Origin of the sequence: Corynebacterium mastitidis DSM 44356 (assembly GCF_000375365.1) — a bacterium.
Taxonomy (GTDB): domain Bacteria; phylum Actinomycetota; class Actinomycetes; order Mycobacteriales; family Mycobacteriaceae; genus Corynebacterium; species Corynebacterium mastitidis.
In genome coordinates this window covers 78992-93598 of the sequence record NZ_AQXB01000003.1, presented here as the reverse complement: position 1 = coordinate 93598, position 14607 = coordinate 78992, and the positions used below count along the sequence as shown (strand labels likewise).

13 protein-coding genes are annotated in these 14607 nt (G+C 67.6%); 7 read left to right on the top strand and 6 right to left on the bottom strand.

Features of this window, described 5'->3' with window-relative positions:
* Window positions 1-319: 319 nt before the first annotated feature.
* A complete protein-coding gene (locus tag B140_RS0104465; RefSeq protein WP_018118155.1) occupies window positions 320-760 on the top strand; it encodes a DUF6918 family protein in 441 nt (146 codons plus the stop codon).
* A 56-nt stretch (window positions 761-816) separates the two neighbouring features.
* On the opposite strand, the gene B140_RS0104460 is transcribed toward B140_RS0104465, so the two are convergent.
* Window positions 817-2265, bottom strand: a complete 1449-nt coding sequence (locus B140_RS0104460) for an NAD-dependent succinate-semialdehyde dehydrogenase (RefSeq protein WP_040426039.1) — start codon at window positions 2263-2265, stop codon at window positions 817-819.
* Window positions 2266-2425: 160 nt separating this feature from the next.
* Here B140_RS0104460 and B140_RS0104455 point away from each other — a divergent pair, with 160 nt between their 5' ends.
* On the top strand, window positions 2426-3238 hold the full coding sequence (locus B140_RS0104455; protein WP_018118153.1) for a hypothetical protein: 813 nt from the start codon (window positions 2426-2428) through the stop codon (window positions 3236-3238).
* An 11-nt stretch (window positions 3239-3249) separates the two neighbouring features.
* Here the strand turns inward: B140_RS0104455 and gyrB are convergent, their stop codons facing one another.
* The 5 genes from gyrB to dnaA all read right to left on the bottom strand — a co-directional run bounded on the left by gyrB (window position 3250) and on the right by dnaA (window position 10916).
* Window positions 3250-5289, bottom strand: coding sequence for a DNA topoisomerase (ATP-hydrolyzing) subunit B (gene gyrB, locus B140_RS0104450; protein WP_026165993.1), 2040 nt, complete (start codon window positions 5287-5289; stop codon window positions 3250-3252).
* A gap of 132 nt (window positions 5290-5421) precedes the next feature.
* A complete protein-coding gene (locus B140_RS0104445) occupies window positions 5422-6063 on the bottom strand; it encodes a DciA family protein (protein WP_018118151.1) in 642 nt (213 codons plus the stop codon).
* The gene (gene recF, locus B140_RS0104440) at window positions 6047-7294 is read right to left on the bottom strand and encodes a DNA replication/repair protein RecF (protein WP_018118150.1); all 1248 of its coding nucleotides are present in this window, start codon (window positions 7292-7294) and stop codon (window positions 6047-6049) included. The genes B140_RS0104445 and recF overlap by 17 nt, the downstream gene beginning before the upstream one ends.
* 56 nt (window positions 7295-7350) lie before the next feature.
* A complete protein-coding gene (gene dnaN / locus B140_RS0104435) occupies window positions 7351-8538 on the bottom strand; it encodes a DNA polymerase III subunit beta (protein ID WP_018118149.1) in 1188 nt (395 codons plus the stop codon).
* A gap of 725 nt (window positions 8539-9263) precedes the next feature.
* Window positions 9264-10916: a chromosomal replication initiator protein DnaA gene (gene dnaA, locus B140_RS0104430; protein ID WP_425304658.1), complete on the bottom strand. Its 1653-nt coding sequence runs from the start codon at window positions 10914-10916 to the stop codon at window positions 9264-9266.
* Between the two features lie 999 nt (window positions 10917-11915).
* On the opposite strand from dnaA, the gene rpmH reads away from it, so the two are divergent.
* The 5 genes from rpmH (at window position 11916) to rsmG (ending at window position 14581) form a co-directional block, all read left to right on the top strand.
* Window positions 11916-12059 carry a 50S ribosomal protein L34 gene (rpmH, locus tag B140_RS0104425; protein ID WP_018118147.1) on the top strand — a complete coding sequence of 48 codons (144 nt, stop codon included), beginning with the start codon at window positions 11916-11918 and terminating at the stop codon, window positions 12057-12059.
* Between the two features lie 12 nt (window positions 12060-12071).
* A complete protein-coding gene (rnpA, locus tag B140_RS0104420) occupies window positions 12072-12455 on the top strand; it encodes a ribonuclease P protein component (protein WP_018118146.1) in 384 nt (127 codons plus the stop codon).
* Window positions 12452-12751 (top strand): membrane protein insertion efficiency factor YidD, encoded by a 300-nt coding sequence (yidD, locus tag B140_RS14520; RefSeq protein WP_083912231.1) that lies wholly within the window; start codon window positions 12452-12454, stop codon window positions 12749-12751. Before rnpA ends, yidD begins: the two co-directional genes overlap by 4 nt.
* A gap of 78 nt (window positions 12752-12829) precedes the next feature.
* The gene (yidC, locus tag B140_RS0104415; RefSeq protein WP_018118145.1) at window positions 12830-13780 is read left to right on the top strand and encodes a membrane protein insertase YidC; all 951 of its coding nucleotides are present in this window, start codon (window positions 12830-12832) and stop codon (window positions 13778-13780) included.
* 144 nt (window positions 13781-13924) lie between these two features.
* Window positions 13925-14581 carry a 16S rRNA (guanine(527)-N(7))-methyltransferase RsmG gene (gene rsmG, locus B140_RS0104410; RefSeq protein ID WP_051069242.1) on the top strand — a complete coding sequence of 219 codons (657 nt, stop codon included), beginning with the start codon at window positions 13925-13927 and terminating at the stop codon, window positions 14579-14581.
* Window positions 14582-14607 lie beyond the last annotated feature (26 nt).

Below are 14607 nucleotides of genomic sequence, written 5' to 3'. Positions count from 1 at the left end.
CCCCGCCGCCGCGCCTCCCGCGCGGCGGTTTTTCTTTGCCCAGGGCCTGACCGCGCACCCGCCCCCTTTGCGATACCGTGACTAATCGTTAGCGAGCCAAAGCCTCGATTTCCCCGTGACCGCACGGCACCCGCGAGGCTTGTGCAGCGAGCGCACCTCCGGTATTGTTGTGATTGTTGTGGTTGCAGTTAATTGTTGTGGTGATTTGCTGTGGCGGAAGAACCGCAACGGTTGCGATTTCCTTAATGGGTAGAATCAATCATGTACTTACCCAGAATGGGGATCGCCTTTCTTTTAAGAGGAGAATCAGGAGTCAACTATGAATCCCCTGAGCACCATCGTGGAGGAGACCCACCGAAGCGAGGCGGTGGACGACCTCACTCGTTTTGCGGAAGAAACGGTTAAGGCGCAGTCCGGGATCACCGGAATGACCCTCAAGACGGGGCTCAAGGCCGCCCGGGCCGTGGACTCCGGCATCGTGCGCCGGGGCGTGAACCTCCTCCTCCCCGAGATCGCGGACGCCCTCACCCCGCAGTGGGAGGACTACCACGCGGCGGGCGATCAAGCCCCCGACTTTGGCCGCTACCTCGCCCAGGACCCCCAGCGGTCCATCGACGCCATCCTCGCGGTCATGGACCGCTACGCGGACAAGGCGGGCCCCCTTTCCTCCGTGTACTCCGCCCTGCGCGGGAAGGCCACCAAGCTCATCGAGCCCACCCTCCCCGAGCTGGGCCGCATCCTGGAGCGCCACGCCGCCTAGGATCGCATAGCGGCGCCCGTGGCTCCCCCGTGGCGCCCGGAGCCCACAGGGCGCGCCTACAGCGCCACGTAGCGGACGTCAAGGTACTCCTCGATCCCCTCGGTGCCGCCCTCGCGGCCAAAGCCAGACTGCCCCACCCCGCCGAAGGGCGCGGCGGGATCCGAGATGGCTCCCCGGTTGATCCCCACCATCCCCGCGCGGAGGTTGCGCGCCAGGTAGCGGGCGGTGTCCAGGCTGCGGCTAAAGCCGTAGGCCGCCAGGCCAAACCGGGTATCGTTGGCCCGCGCCACCGCCTCCTCGAGGTCGCGGAAGGTGGTCACGGTGGCCACCGGCCCGAAGATCTCCTCGCGGAGGATCCGCGCGCCCTCCGGCACGTCCGCGAGCACCGTGGCGGGATAGAACCACCCCCTCCCCTCCGGGACGCGGCCGCCCGTGGTGAGCCGCGCGCCCTCGTCCACGGCCTGATCCACGAGGTCCGCGATCCGCCGCCGCTGACCCTCGGTGATGATCGGCCCCAGCGTCACCCCCTCCTCCATGCCGTTTCCGCAGCGCACCGCCTCCATCCTGGAGGTCAGGCGCCGGGTGAACTCCTCGGCCACGGATTCCTGCACCACAAAGCGATTGGCCGCGATGCACGCCTCCCCGCCGTTGCGCATCTTGGCCTGCATGGCGCAGTCCAGCGCCAGGTCGAGGTCGGCGTCCTCGGCCACCACGAAGGGGGCGTTGCCGCCCAGCTCCATCGAGGTGCGCAGCAGGTTCTCCGCGGACTGCTCCACCAGGAGCTTGCCCACGGCGGTGGACCCGGTGAAGGTGACCTTGCGCAGGCGCGGGTCCCGCATGAGCGCCGTGGACAGCGCGGCGGCGTCGCTGGTGGGCAGGATGGACACCAGGCCCGAGTATTCCTCTGGCAGGGCGTCTGCGAGCACCTGGCCCAGCAGGAGCAGGGTGAGCGGGGTCTCCGCCGCGGGCTTGACGATCACCGGGCAGCCCGCCGCCAGCGCCGGGGCGATCTTGCGCGCGGCCATCGCCAGGGGAAAGTTCCAGGGCGTGATGGCCAGCACCGGCCCCACGGGCACGCGCGTGACCAGGATGTCCCCCTGGCCGCCCGGCGCCCCGGCGTAGCGGCCCGGCCAGCGCACCGCCTCCTCCGCGAACCACCGGAAGTACTCGTTGCCGTAGGCCACCTCCCCCCGGGATTCCGCGAACGGCTTGCCCATCTCCAGCGTCATCACCCGGGCGAACTCCTCGGCGCGCTCGGCCACGCGGTCAAACACGCCCATCAGCAGCTCTGACCTGCGCCGGGGCGGCACCTTGGCCCACCGCTCCTGCGCCCGCACCGCCAGGGACAGCGCCTCCAGGGCGTCCTCCTCCGTGGCGTCCGCCACGCGCGCCACCTCTTCCTCCGTGGCCGGATCGTGCACCCCGAAGGTGCCGCCCGAGGAGGCCGGACGCTGCCGGGCCCCCATCCACAGGCCGGTGGGAAAATCCTTACGCACTACGCTCATCGTTTCTACCCCTTTCGCACGTGTACCCCTCATGGTAGGCGCGCGGGCGGCCCACCACCCCCGGCCCCGATCCGCTCCCCCGCGCGCGGGACCGTCGCCGCACGGCGCCCCTAGAATGGGGGTGGCACGGCGTTCGATTTTCGAGCATAAGGGGTTGCGCGTGAGAAAGATCTTCCTGGCGCTCTGCGTCACCGGGGTGCTGATCGAGGTGGGTTTGATCGGGATAAGGCTCTCCGGGCAGGGCGTTGCCACCGGGCTCTTTCTCCTGCCCCTGGCGCTGGTGGTCGCGGCGGTCCTGCTGCTGGGCGGCGCGCTGATCTCCGCCCGGAGGGGCCTGGGCACCTGGCCGCGCGCCGTGCGCTCCACGGCCACCCGGTACGGGGTGCCCGCCCCGGCGCTGGGCTACTGGGTCTCGGAGGTCCTCATGCTGCTGAGCCTGCGGCGGCTCTTCTCCCCCGCCCCGCCCGGCACCCACGGATATTCCCGGGCCCTCAGGCCCGTGGTGTGGGCGATCACCGGGCTCACGGCGGTGGAAACCACCCTTGTGCATCTGCTGGTGCCCAGCCCCGCGTGGCGCGCCGTCATCGCCGTTATCAGCCTCTACGGCGTCCTCGTGCTGCTGGGCTTCTACGCCTCCCTCAAGGCAAACCCCCACCGGATCGCGGGCGAGGGGCTGCTCCTGCGGGCGGGAAGCCGGTTCAGCCTGAACATCCCGTGGCGCGCCATCGAGGCGGCGGGACAGCAGCGCCCCGGCGACGGCGCGAAGATCGCCATCGACGACGCCGGGGCCTGCCGCCTGCCCGTGCTCAACCAGGTGAACGCGAAGCTGCGGCTCTCCGAGCCGGTCACCGCGCACGACCTCTTCCTCGGGGAGCGCGAGGTGCGCAGCGTGGAGTTTCAGTGCGACGACCCCGCCGGGCTCCTCGGTGAGGTGCGCGCCCGGATCGCGGGCGCGCCGAGCGCGGATGCCTAGGCGTCCTGAGCCTAGATGTCCAGGAAGCGCACGTCCTTGGCGTTGCGGGTGATAAAGGAGCGGCGCGCCACCACGTCGTCGCCCATGAGCACGGAGAACAGCTCGTCGGCGCGCTGCGCGTCGTGCAGGTCCGCGCGGCGCAGGATGCGGGTGGTGGGGTCCAGGGTGGTCTCCCACAGCTCGCTGGGGTTCATCTCGCCCAGGCCCTTGTAGCGCTGGATGCCGTCGTCCTTGTTGATCTTGCGGCCCTTCTCCAGGCCCTCGGCGAGCTGGGCGTCGCGCTCCGCGTCCGAGAAGGCGTAGCCGGGTTCTCCCTTCTGCCACTTCAGCTTGTACAGCGGCGGGTTGGCCAGGTACACGTGGCCCTCCTTGACCAGCTCCGGCATGAAGCGGAACAGCAGGGTCAGCAGCAGGGTGGCGATGTGCTGGCCGTCCACGTCGGCGTCCGCCATGAGCACGATCTTGTGGTAGCGCAGCTTGGAGATGTCGAACTCGTCGTGGATGCCCGTGCCCAGGGCCGTGATGATGGCCTGCACCTCGGCGTTCTTGAGCACCTTATCCAGCCGGGCCTTCTCCACGTTGAGGATCTTGCCGCGCAGCGGAAGGATGGCCTGGTACATGGAGTCGCGTCCGCCCTTGGCGGAGCCACCGGCGGAGTCGCCCTCCACGATGTACAACTCGGACTTCAGCGGGTCCTTGGAGCGGCAGTCCGCCAGCTTGCCGGGCAGGGCGCCCATGTCCCCGGCGGTCTTGCGGCGCACCATCTCGCGCGCCCTGCGCGCGGCCAGGCGCGCCTGGGAGGAGGAGATCGCCTTGTTCACGATGGCCTTGGCCTCCGCGGGGTTGGCCTCCAGCCAGTGCCCCACGTGCTCGTTGGTCATGCGCTGCACAAAGGAACGCACCTCGGTGTTGCCCAGCTTGGTCTTGGTCTGGCCCTCGAACTGGGGATCGCCCACGCGCACGGAGATCACGGCGGCCAGGCCCTCGCGGCAGTCCTCGCCCGTGAGGTTGCTGTCCTTGCTCTTGAGCATGTTGTGCTCGCGGGCGTACTTGTTCATCAGGGAGGTCAGCGCGGAGCGGAAGCCCTCCTCGTGCGTGCCGCCCTCCACCGTGTTGATGGTGTTGGCAAAGGTGTGCACCGACTGGTTAAAGCCGGAGGACCACTGCATGGCCAGCTCCACCTCGTGATCCTCGCCCTTGGCGTCGAAGGAGACGATGGAGGGGTGGATGGGGCTCTTGGACTTGTTGAGGTGGTTGACGTAATCCTCAAGCCCGTTGGGGTAGTGGAAGACGCGCTTCTTTTCCTTCTTTTTCTTCGGCGCGCTCTGCTCGCTGGCCTCCTCCACGACGGAGTCGATCTCCTCGAGGGAGGTGGCGTTCTCCCCCGCCTCCGCAAGGGCCTCCAGCTCCACCTCCTCCTCGGTGGCGCGCTCGTCGGTCAGCGTGATGGTGAGGCCCTTGTTCAGGAAGGCCATCTCCTGCAGGCGCCGCGAGATCGTCTCGTAGTCGAAGGTGGTGGTCTCGAAGATCTCCGCGTCCGGCCAGAACCGGATGGAGGTGCCCGTGCCGCGCGCGTTGCCGCCCTGAACCAGCTCCTCCGGGACGGCGTTGGTGAAGTTCTGCTCCCAGTGCTTGCCGTCGCGCTTGATGTTGGCCTCCACGCGCGTGGACAGCGCGTTGACCACGGAGATACCCACGCCGTGCAGGCCACCGGACACCGCGTAGGAATCGGAATCGAACTTGCCGCCCGCGTGAAGCTGCGTCATCACCACCTGGACGGTCGGCACGCCCGAGGCGTGCATCTCCACGGGGATACCGCGACCGTCATCGACGACCTGCACGCCGCCGTCGGCAAGCAGCGTGACGTCCACCTTGGTGGCGTAGCCTGCCATTGCCTCATCGACGGAGTTGTCCACGACCTCCCACACCAGGTGGTGCAGGCCGCGGGAGCCCGTCGAGCCGATGTACATACCGGGCCGCTTGCGTACGGCTTCAAGGCCCTCAAGGATGGTGATCGATGAGGCGCCATATTCGTGTTCGGTGGTAGCCACGTGAAACGTGCACTCCTCGTAATAAAAGGGTCTTAGACCGTTCCATTCTACACCCCGGTACCCCTATCCGTTACCCTGTGTTCCCCCTCTCAGCGGCCCCTGCGGGGCGCCGAGACCCGTTGCTCGCCGCCGTTATCCGTACGTATCGCGCGGCCCCCGCCCCGCCACGTGCAGCGCCCCGTGCCGCCACGAGGGGGCCTTGGGGCCAAAGATCTTCAGCTCCGTGATCCCGTCCGGACCCACCTTGGCCGCGATGGTGCGCAGGATCTCGCGCTGCATCATCCGCAGGTTGGTGGCCCAGGCGGTGGAGTCGCAGGAGATGAACAGCGTGCTCCCCTTGAGCATCTCCACCCTGGTGTGCGCGGCGATCTTCTCCCCCACCAGGTCCTGCCAATGCCCGGTGACCCAGCCGCCCGCGATCTCCCTGGCCCAGCCGCGCTGCCGGATCTCCCGGTTCACGATGCTGCCCAGCGTATCGACGTCCCGGCGGCGCGGAATCCGGCGGCCGTCCGGGCCCGTGGGGATGCCGCGCCGACGCCGCGCGGATCCGGATCGCCGCCGGGCATCGGGCTCCTCCCCGGTCAGGCCGGGCACGCGCACCCGCTCCCGCGCGTCGGCCTCACCGGCATCCCGGAGCGCGTCGCCCAGCCCGCTGGGGGCGCCGGCGGCGCGGCGGCGCGCGCCGCCCTGGAGGTTGAGGCTGGGCACGGAGCCGTTGCGCTTGAGGGCCGCCGCGCGCATGGCCTCGAAGGCCTGGTTAATCGGATCGCTCATCGCCGCCCGCCTTCTCATCCACGAGCACCGAGAACCGAACCCGCTCCTCCTCTGGTGGGGCGTCGCCGCCCGCCTCGGCCGCGCGCGCTTCCCCCTCGCGCACCTCGATGCGGTGCCGGGCCACGATCTGCTCCCCCAGGTTCTCCGGGAGGTCCTCGTCCACCGCCGCCGTGATGAGCACCTGCTCCGCGCCCATCGCCAGGTCCACCAGCTTGGCCCGGCGCTTGGCGTCCAACTCCGCAAAGACGTCATCCAGGATGAGGATGGGGTCCGAGCCCTCGCCCCGCAGCAGGGAAAACTCCCCGAAGCGCAGCGCGATGGCGAAGGACCACGTCTCCCCGTGGCTGGCAAAGCCCTTGGCGGGCTGCCGCCCCAGCAGCAGCTCCACGTCGTCCCGGTGGGGCCCCACCAGGGACATGCCGCGCTCGATCTCCCGCTGGCGCCTGGCGCCCAGCTCCGCGAGCATCGCGGCCTCGATCAGCTCCGCGTCCTCCCCGGTATCCTCCCCGACCGGCACGGTGCAGCGGTACCCCAGGGAGGCCGGACGGGACTCCGGGGCCAGGGAGGCGTAGGCCGCGTGCACCTCGGCGTCGAGCCGACCCACCAGCTCCCGCCGCGCCACGATCACCCGGGCTCCCAGGTGCGCCAACTGGCCGTCCCAGGCGTCGAGCGTGCCCAGGGCCGCCGCGCCCTCATTCGAGGAATAACCCCGGCGCAGCGCGGCCTGCGCGGACTTCAGCAGCGCGTTGCGCTGCCTGAGCACCTTGTCATAGTCCGCCTTGACCCCCGCCAGCCGGGGCGACCGGGTGGCGATGATGGCGTCCAGGTAACGACGCCGCTCCGCAGGCTCGCCGCGCACGAGCGCCAGGTCCTCCGGGGCGAACAGCACGGTGCGCACTACCCCCAGCACCTCGCGGGGGCTTTTCAGCCGCGTCCTGTTGATCTGCGCCTGGTTGGCCGCGCGCGGCCTGATGAGCACGTGCGCGGTGAGCTCGCGGCCCTGGTTGATGGCGGTGGCGGAGATCCTGGCGTTCTCCGCCCCCACGCGGACCAGGGGGGCATCGTGGTTGACCCGGTGGGAGGACAGGTGGGCGAGGTAGCCCACGGCCTCCACGATGTTGGTCTTGCCAAAGCCGTTGCGCCCCACGAACACCGTGACACCGGGGCGCAGGCTCAGGGTAAGGTCCGGCCAGGAGCGAAAATCGCGGAGGGAAAGCTCGGAGATGTACATCCCGCTCCTTCCCTGAAACTACATCCTCGCTGGCATTCCCCGATATTTCCGATTACCTAGTTGGGCAACCGCACCGGCATGAGCAGGTAGGTGAAGTAGGTCTCGGGGGTGGGGAACACGCCCTCCTCGTTGCGCTCGGGCATCTCCTCCGGCTCGGGGATCATGATCGCCGGGCGCGAGGGCTCCGTGAAGCCAAAGACCACACGCTGCGTGTTCACCACGGCGAGCCCGTCCTTGAGGTAACCGGGGTTGAACGCGATGAGCAGCTCCTCGTCACCCTGGAAGGTGCACGGCACCACCTCCTCGGCGTGGCCGGAATCGTTGCCGCCGGCGGACAGAATGACCTGCCCCTCCGAGAACTGCATGCGGATCTGCGCGTTGCGGTCGGTGACCAGGGAGACGCGCCGGATCGCCTCCTGAAGAGGCGCGATCTCCACCAGGGCCATCGCGGTGTGGCTCTTGGGCAGCAGCGGCTGCACGTTGGGGAACTCCGCGTCGAGCAGGCGGGTGGTGGTCTCCCGGTTATCGGTGTGAATGCCAAACAGGCCCTCGCGGCCCACCTGATCCTGCGATCCCACGGCGAAGTCGATGGGATCGGTGCCGTGGGCGTCGAGGGTGCGCGCGTTATCCAGGAGGGTCTTGGCGGGAATGAGCAGGTTGGCCTCCACGTCCTCGGAGGCGGGATTCCACTCCACCGTGCGCAACGCCAGGCGGAAACGGTCGGTGGCCGTCAGCGTCATGTTCTTGCCCGTGGCCTTCATGTTCACGCCGGTGAGCATGGGCACCGTGTCATCCTTGCCCGCCGCGGCGGCCACCTGGGTCACCGCCTCGGTGAACAGCCGGGGATCGATGGTGCCCGTGACCTCGGGCAGGGTGGGGAGCTGAGGATAGTCGTCCAGCGGGATCAGCGGCAGCTCGAAGCGGGCCTGGCCGCAGGTCATGAGGACCTTGGCGCCCTCCACGGTCATGTCCACCTGCTTGTTGGGCAGGCTGCCCACGATCTCCGCGATCAGCTTGCCCGCCACGGCGATGCGCCCGGGGCTGAGCACCTCCGCAGAGAGGCGGACGCGGGTGGAGATCTCGTAGTCGAAGCCCGCCAGTTCCAGGCCGTCATCGTCGGCATTGATCACCAGGGCGCGCAGCACCGGCTGCGCGGGCTTGGTGGGCAGATTGCGGGCCACCCACGCGACGGCGTCGCCCAGGTCGTCTTTTGCCACTCGGAAGGAAACCTGCTCTGACTCCATGCTTCTCTCAGCTCCTTGACCACGACATGTGATTCGGGTGGGCGTGCGGGGGAATCACACGATCCTCTACGCCGCGCGGGTGGTGCGAGCCACGCGGCGAATAACAACATCTCCAAAGTACCGGGAGAGTGCCCTCGCGTGGCAACTCTTGTCATTCGCTCGATGGGGCGGTCGCATCCCGCCGTGGCGGCGGGGCGACGCGAAAGTTGTTATTTGTTCACACGCCCTCTTTCCTCTAGGTAAGTACAAGAAATGGAAGAGCAACAGCAGTAGGTCCTGTGCACTCTGTGGATGAGGCCCTGAATGACAAGGTAGCCCCGAGATTCCGCGGTGTGAAGGGCGGTGTGGGAAGTCTGTGGATAGATCGGGGCGGTTGTGGATAACCCTCGGGGACCGGATTTTATCCCCATCGCGGCCGAGATTCTCCACACGTCATCCACACAGCTCAGGGCGGTTATTCACAGGGGTGCGGCGCGGGTTGCGGCGGCGTCAAGGTGAGCAAGCTCATGGAGTTACATTCTTGTAATTACACAGGTGTGGATAAGCCTGTGGACACTGTGGATAACGGCGTTTCCCCTGCACAACGCCCGGAGTCCCGCGAGACGCCGGGAGAACCGCGCCCGGGGTTGGCGCGGTGAGAAGTCCTCGGTGAGGAGGCGGAGACGACGAAGGGGCGGGGCCGCGCGGCCCCGCCCCTTATCCAGGCTTGTTCCGACAACGCCCCGCTAGATACCCCGCCCCCGGGACTTGATGGACTGGGTGAGCTGCTGGATCTCGTCGTAGGTGTCCCGCTTTTCCTTCATCTCCTTGCGGATCTTGCGGTCCGCGTACATCACCGTCGTGTGATCCTTGCCCCCGAACTGCGCCCCGATCCGGGGGAGCGAGAGATCAGTGAGTTCCCGGCACAGGTACATCGCCAACTGGCGCGCGTGCGCCACCGCGCGGGTCTTGCCGACGCCGCACAGGGCGTCGGTAGTAATGCCGAAGTACTCCGCGGTGACCTCGATGATCGCGGTGGGGGTGATCTCGACGTCGGCGGCCTCCGGGAGGATGTCGCGCAGGGCGATCTCCGCCATCTGCATGTCGATGGGCTCGTTGGTGAGCGAGGAGTATGCGGAGACGCGGATCAGCGCGCCCTCCAGCTCGCGGATGGAGGACTCGAAGCGGGAGGCGATCAACTCCAGCACGGAGCGATCCACGCGGGTGCCGTCGGCCTCGGCCTTCTTCATCAGGATGGCGATGCGGGTCTCCAGGTCCGGCGGCTGGATGTCCGCGATGAGCCCGGCCTGGAACCGGGTGCGCAGGCGGTCCTCCAGCGTGGTGAGCTCCTTGGGCGGGCGATCCGAGGACAGGATGATCTGCTTATTGGCCTGGTGCAGGGCGTTGAAGGTATGGAAGAACTCCTCCTGCGTGCCCTCCTTGCCCTGGAGGAACTGAATATCGTCCACCATGAGGATGTCCAGGTTGCGGTAGCGGCGCTTGAAGGACTCCTGGCGGTCGTCGCGCACGGAGTTGATGTAGTCGTTGGTGAACTCCTCGCTGGACACGTACTTGATCCGCAGGGTCGGCTGCAGCACCTTGGCGTAGTTTCCGGCGGCGTGCAGCAGGTGCGTCTTGCCCAGACCCGAGCCCCCGGAGATGAACAGGGGGTTATAGGCGCGGGCCGGGTTCTCCGCCACGGCCACCGCCGCGCCGTTGGCGAAGCGGTTGGAGGAGCCGATCACGAAGGACTCGAAGGTGTACTTGGGGTTGAGGGAGTTTTCCCTGTTGGGGTCGTGCGCGGGGGTCTCCCTGGGGAGCCGCTGCCCCACCGCCATCCCGGCGTCCCCGGCGGGGCTCAGGGGCGCGGGCTGGGGCGAGGCGGAGGGCACCACGGTCTGCTGCGGCATGGGGGGCTGCGCCGGGGCGTGGCTGGTCTGCCACTCCGTGCTGCTGCGGTAATAGGGGGCGAACTCCGCGGGCTGGCCGGAGGGGACGGCGTCCTGCTCGGGATGCCGGGTGGCCTGGGGCGCCGGAGGGGTGGGGGCTGCCTGAGGGGTCTGGGGGGCCTGGTTCCGGGGCGCGTGGCCGGCCTGCGGGGAGGCCTGCGCCGCAGGCTGCGAAGCCGCAGGAGGGCCGGACGGCTCCTCCGCCCGCTGCGGATCGATGCTCACCGCGAGCCCGCAGGGCTGGTTCATGCGCTCGGAGAACACCTGCGTGATGTAGGCGCCCAGCTCGTCCTCCACCACGTCCTTGGCCATCTTGTGCGGAACGGCCAGCAGGACGTAGCCCTGCACGATGGTGATCGGCTTGGCCAGGTTCAGGAAGGCCTTTTGCCTGGCGGTGAGCGTGGGGATGGAGGAATCGGGAAGCTCCGCTTGGTGCACAAGCTCCGTCATTACCTCGTGCCATGTGTGCTGCAGCGCCGCGGCGTCGTCCGTCACTCGTTCCTCGTCCTTTGTTCTTTTCCGTGCGTATTACTTGTGAGTAAGTACCGGAAGAGGGCCCGCTATGTTTTATATCTAGGTCATAACGGGTGGTGCGCTGTGAGCGCGGGAAAAATGTCATTCACCGCGTCTTCCACAGGCGCTCTGGGCGGTTGCCCTGGTCTTCCACAAAGTTACTCACACCTGTGGATAACTCTACGGTACCGAGTTATCCACACCCTATTCCCGCCCCTGTGAATAACGTCATGCGGGTCCATTGAGGCTTTGACCAGCACTTTTGCCGGGGATCGGGGATTCTCTCAAGGTTAGGTTGAGAGTTATCCACAGGCGCTTCTTCTTCACAGGTGTGGAAATTGTGCGTGCCGATCCACTTCTACTCGGTGGGCTGTGGGATTGTCTAGGCCGCGGCGGGCGGGTAGGAAAGCACAGGAATGTGATTCGGTGGGGGCGGCGGTTCCTACCTGGTGGCCCCGAGGAATCGGTCGGGCCCGCCCCAAATGCCAACTTTGTTATTCCGGGGGTACCCGCCCTCCCTCGGCTCCTGTCCCGCCCCCGCGGCGTCGCTTCCCTGCCCGCCGACGGGTGGTGACGGGCCGGGAGGGGTGGCTCCGATTGGTGTTGATCGGCGTTGATCCGGGGCGTGTCGATTTGTTCCGCCGCTGGACGCTCGCGTATCCTTTACTCGTCTGTCACATCCGCGGAGGCGCACCAGCCTCGCGCGTGTGCTTTGTAGCTGAGAGCAGCCCGTGGTGATCCCGGGCCGCGCCGCCTATCCCCCTGGGCCGGGCGACGCGCGCCGGTGCGGAGCTGAGCACGATCGCTGGAGCGGGGATCACCCTGGAATCCCCTCCGGTAGTCGTCTCTCGGGAACCAACTCAGGGTTGGTCGATGGAATCCGATGGATGGAACTATCCGTCGGCCGACACATGAATATCAGAGGAGTAATGAACCGTGGCAAAAGGTAAGCGCACTTTCCAGCCCAACAACCGTCGTCGCGCGCGTAAGCACGGCTTCCGTACCCGCATGCGCACCCGCGCCGGCCGCGCCATCGTGGCCGCCCGCCGCAACAAGGGTCGCGCCAAGCTGACCGCCTAAGGCCTTTTAAGGGTGCTTCCCGCGCAGCACAAGCTCACCTCGCCGGTGCAGTTCCGACGCACCATCAGGCGGGGGGAACGCGCGGGAACCCGAACCCTCGTGCTCCACGTGTGGAACGGCGAGGGCGCGGGCGTGGCCCACTGGGGCGGACCACGGTTTGGCCTCGTGGTCTCCAAGGCCGTCGGGAACGCGGTGCTCAGGCACCGGGTCTCCCGGCGGCTTCGTCATGCCTGCATGGAGCTGGCCGGGGAGCTTCGCCCCGGGGACCACGTGGTGGTGCGCGCGCTGCCCGCCGCGGCCCAGGCGAGCTCCTCCGAGCTGACCCAGGATATGCGCCGCGCCCTGCGCAAGCTGGCGAGGAAAAACGCCTCCGACGCCCCCGCCCGGCGCCCATGAGCCCTCGGCCGGGGGGCACGGGGCGGGGGCGCGCCACGGCGGGGCGATCCCTGCCCGCGCGCGCGGTGGTGCGTGCGGTGCGCTTTTACCAAATATATCTTTCTCCCCTTAAAATGGGTTCAACCTGCCGCTTCGAGCCGAGTTGCAGCGCCTACGCCCTGGACGCCGTGAGGACTCACGGGGCGTGGCGCGGCGTTCTTCTCAGCCTCGCTCGGCTATCCAAGTGCGGCCCCTGGCACCCCGGAGGGTATGACCCCGTATCTTCCTACGCCCTGGGGCATTGGGCACCGCGATAGCGGGGTGGGCTGCGCGCGAGGCGCCTGTTTAATTGATACCACCACTATCACCAACCACATCAGGAGTTTGGACGTACAGTGCTCAACTTCATTTACTGGCCGATCTCTGCGGTCCTGTGGTTCTGGCACAAGATTTTCGCCTACCCGTTCGGCGCGGACTCCGCCTGGGCGTGGATTCTGGCGATCATGTTCCTGACCTTCACGCTGCGTCTTTTGCTCTTCAAGCCCATGCTGAACCAGATGCGTTCCATGGTGAAGATGCAGAAGTTCGCTCCGCAGATGCAGGCCATTCGTGAGAAATACAAGAATGACCAACAGAAGATGATGGAGGAGACCCGCAGGCTCCAAAAGGAGATGGGCGTGAACCCCCTCGCGGGCTGCCTGCCGGTGCTGGCGCAGATGCCGGTGTTCATCGGCCTGTTCCACGTGCTGCGTTCCTTCAACCGCACGGGCGGGGACATCGGCCTCACGGTGGAACAGAACCGCATGACGCCCAACTACATCTTCGGCGCGCAGGACGTGCAGTCCTTCCTGGACGCCAACATCTTCGGGGTGCCGCTCTCCGCGTACATCGGCATGCCCACGGAGATGTTCGCGGCCTTCCCCAACGCGGACTTCTCCCGCACCACGATCATCGCGGTCACCGCCCCGCTGATCCTTATCATCGTGCTGGCCACCCACTTCAACGCCCGGCTCTCCGTGGATCGCCAGGAGGCGCGCCGCGCCTCGGGCAAGCAGCAGGGGCCGACCTCGGAGCAGGCCGCGATGCAGATGAACATGATGAACCGCATGATGCTGTGGGTCATGCCCGCCACCATCCTGGTGACGGGCTTCCTGTGGCACATCGGTCTGCTCTTTTACATGGTGGCCAACAACCTCTGGACCTTCTTCCAGAACCGCTACATCTTTGCCAAGCTGGATCGGGAGGAGGAGGCCGAGGAGGCCGCGATCAAGGAGGCCAAGCGCACCACGGCCCCCAAGCCCGGCGTGAAGCCGAACAACCCGAAGAAGAAGGGCGGCAAGCGCTAGCCCTCACCCGTGCGCCACGCATGGCGGCCTCGGCCCCGTGCATAAGACCAGTTCAGCGCCCGTTGCCTCGCGGAGGTGGCGGGCGCTGTCGCATGCGGCTGATAGTCTTTCCTCATTGGCTCTTGATTCCGGATCAGCATGAGGATGTTTCACGTGAAACCAAGCGATATACCCGCTCCCCCACCCGCCGCCGAGCGTATTTTTGGGGAAAACCTGGGGAAGGCGGTGGCTTATCACGCCTCCCTGGCCACGGCGGGCGCCGAGCGGGGTTTCATGGGTCCGCGCGAGGTCCCGAGGCTGTGGGAGCGGCACATACTCAACTGCGCGGTGATCGGGGAGGTCATGCCGGAGGGCGCCGCGGTCACCGACGTGGGATCGGGCGCGGGGCTGCCGGGCATTCCCCTGGCGCTGGCCCGCCCGGACCTGCGGATCACCCTCGTGGAGCCGCTGCTCAAGCGCTCCGTGTATCTGGGGGAGGTCATCCGCGACCTGAGCCTGGACAACGTGCGCGTGGTGCGCGGCCGGGCCGAGGACAAGGCGCTGCGGGCGGAGGTGGGCCGGGCCGAGGTGGTGACTTCCCGGGCCGTGGCCCCCTTGGGTAAGCTGTGCACGTGGTCGATGCCTTTGGTGGCACACAAGGGGGCGATGATAGCGATGAAGGGGGCATCCGTGCGCGAGGAGCTGGAGCGGGACGCCGATGCGATCCGGGCGTCCGGAGGGGGCGCGGGCGAGGTGATCCGGGTGGGCGCCGATCACCTGGCGGAGCCCACCACCGTGGTGCGCATCCCGAGGATACGGTGACCCTCTCGCAGCGCAAGGGGTCATGA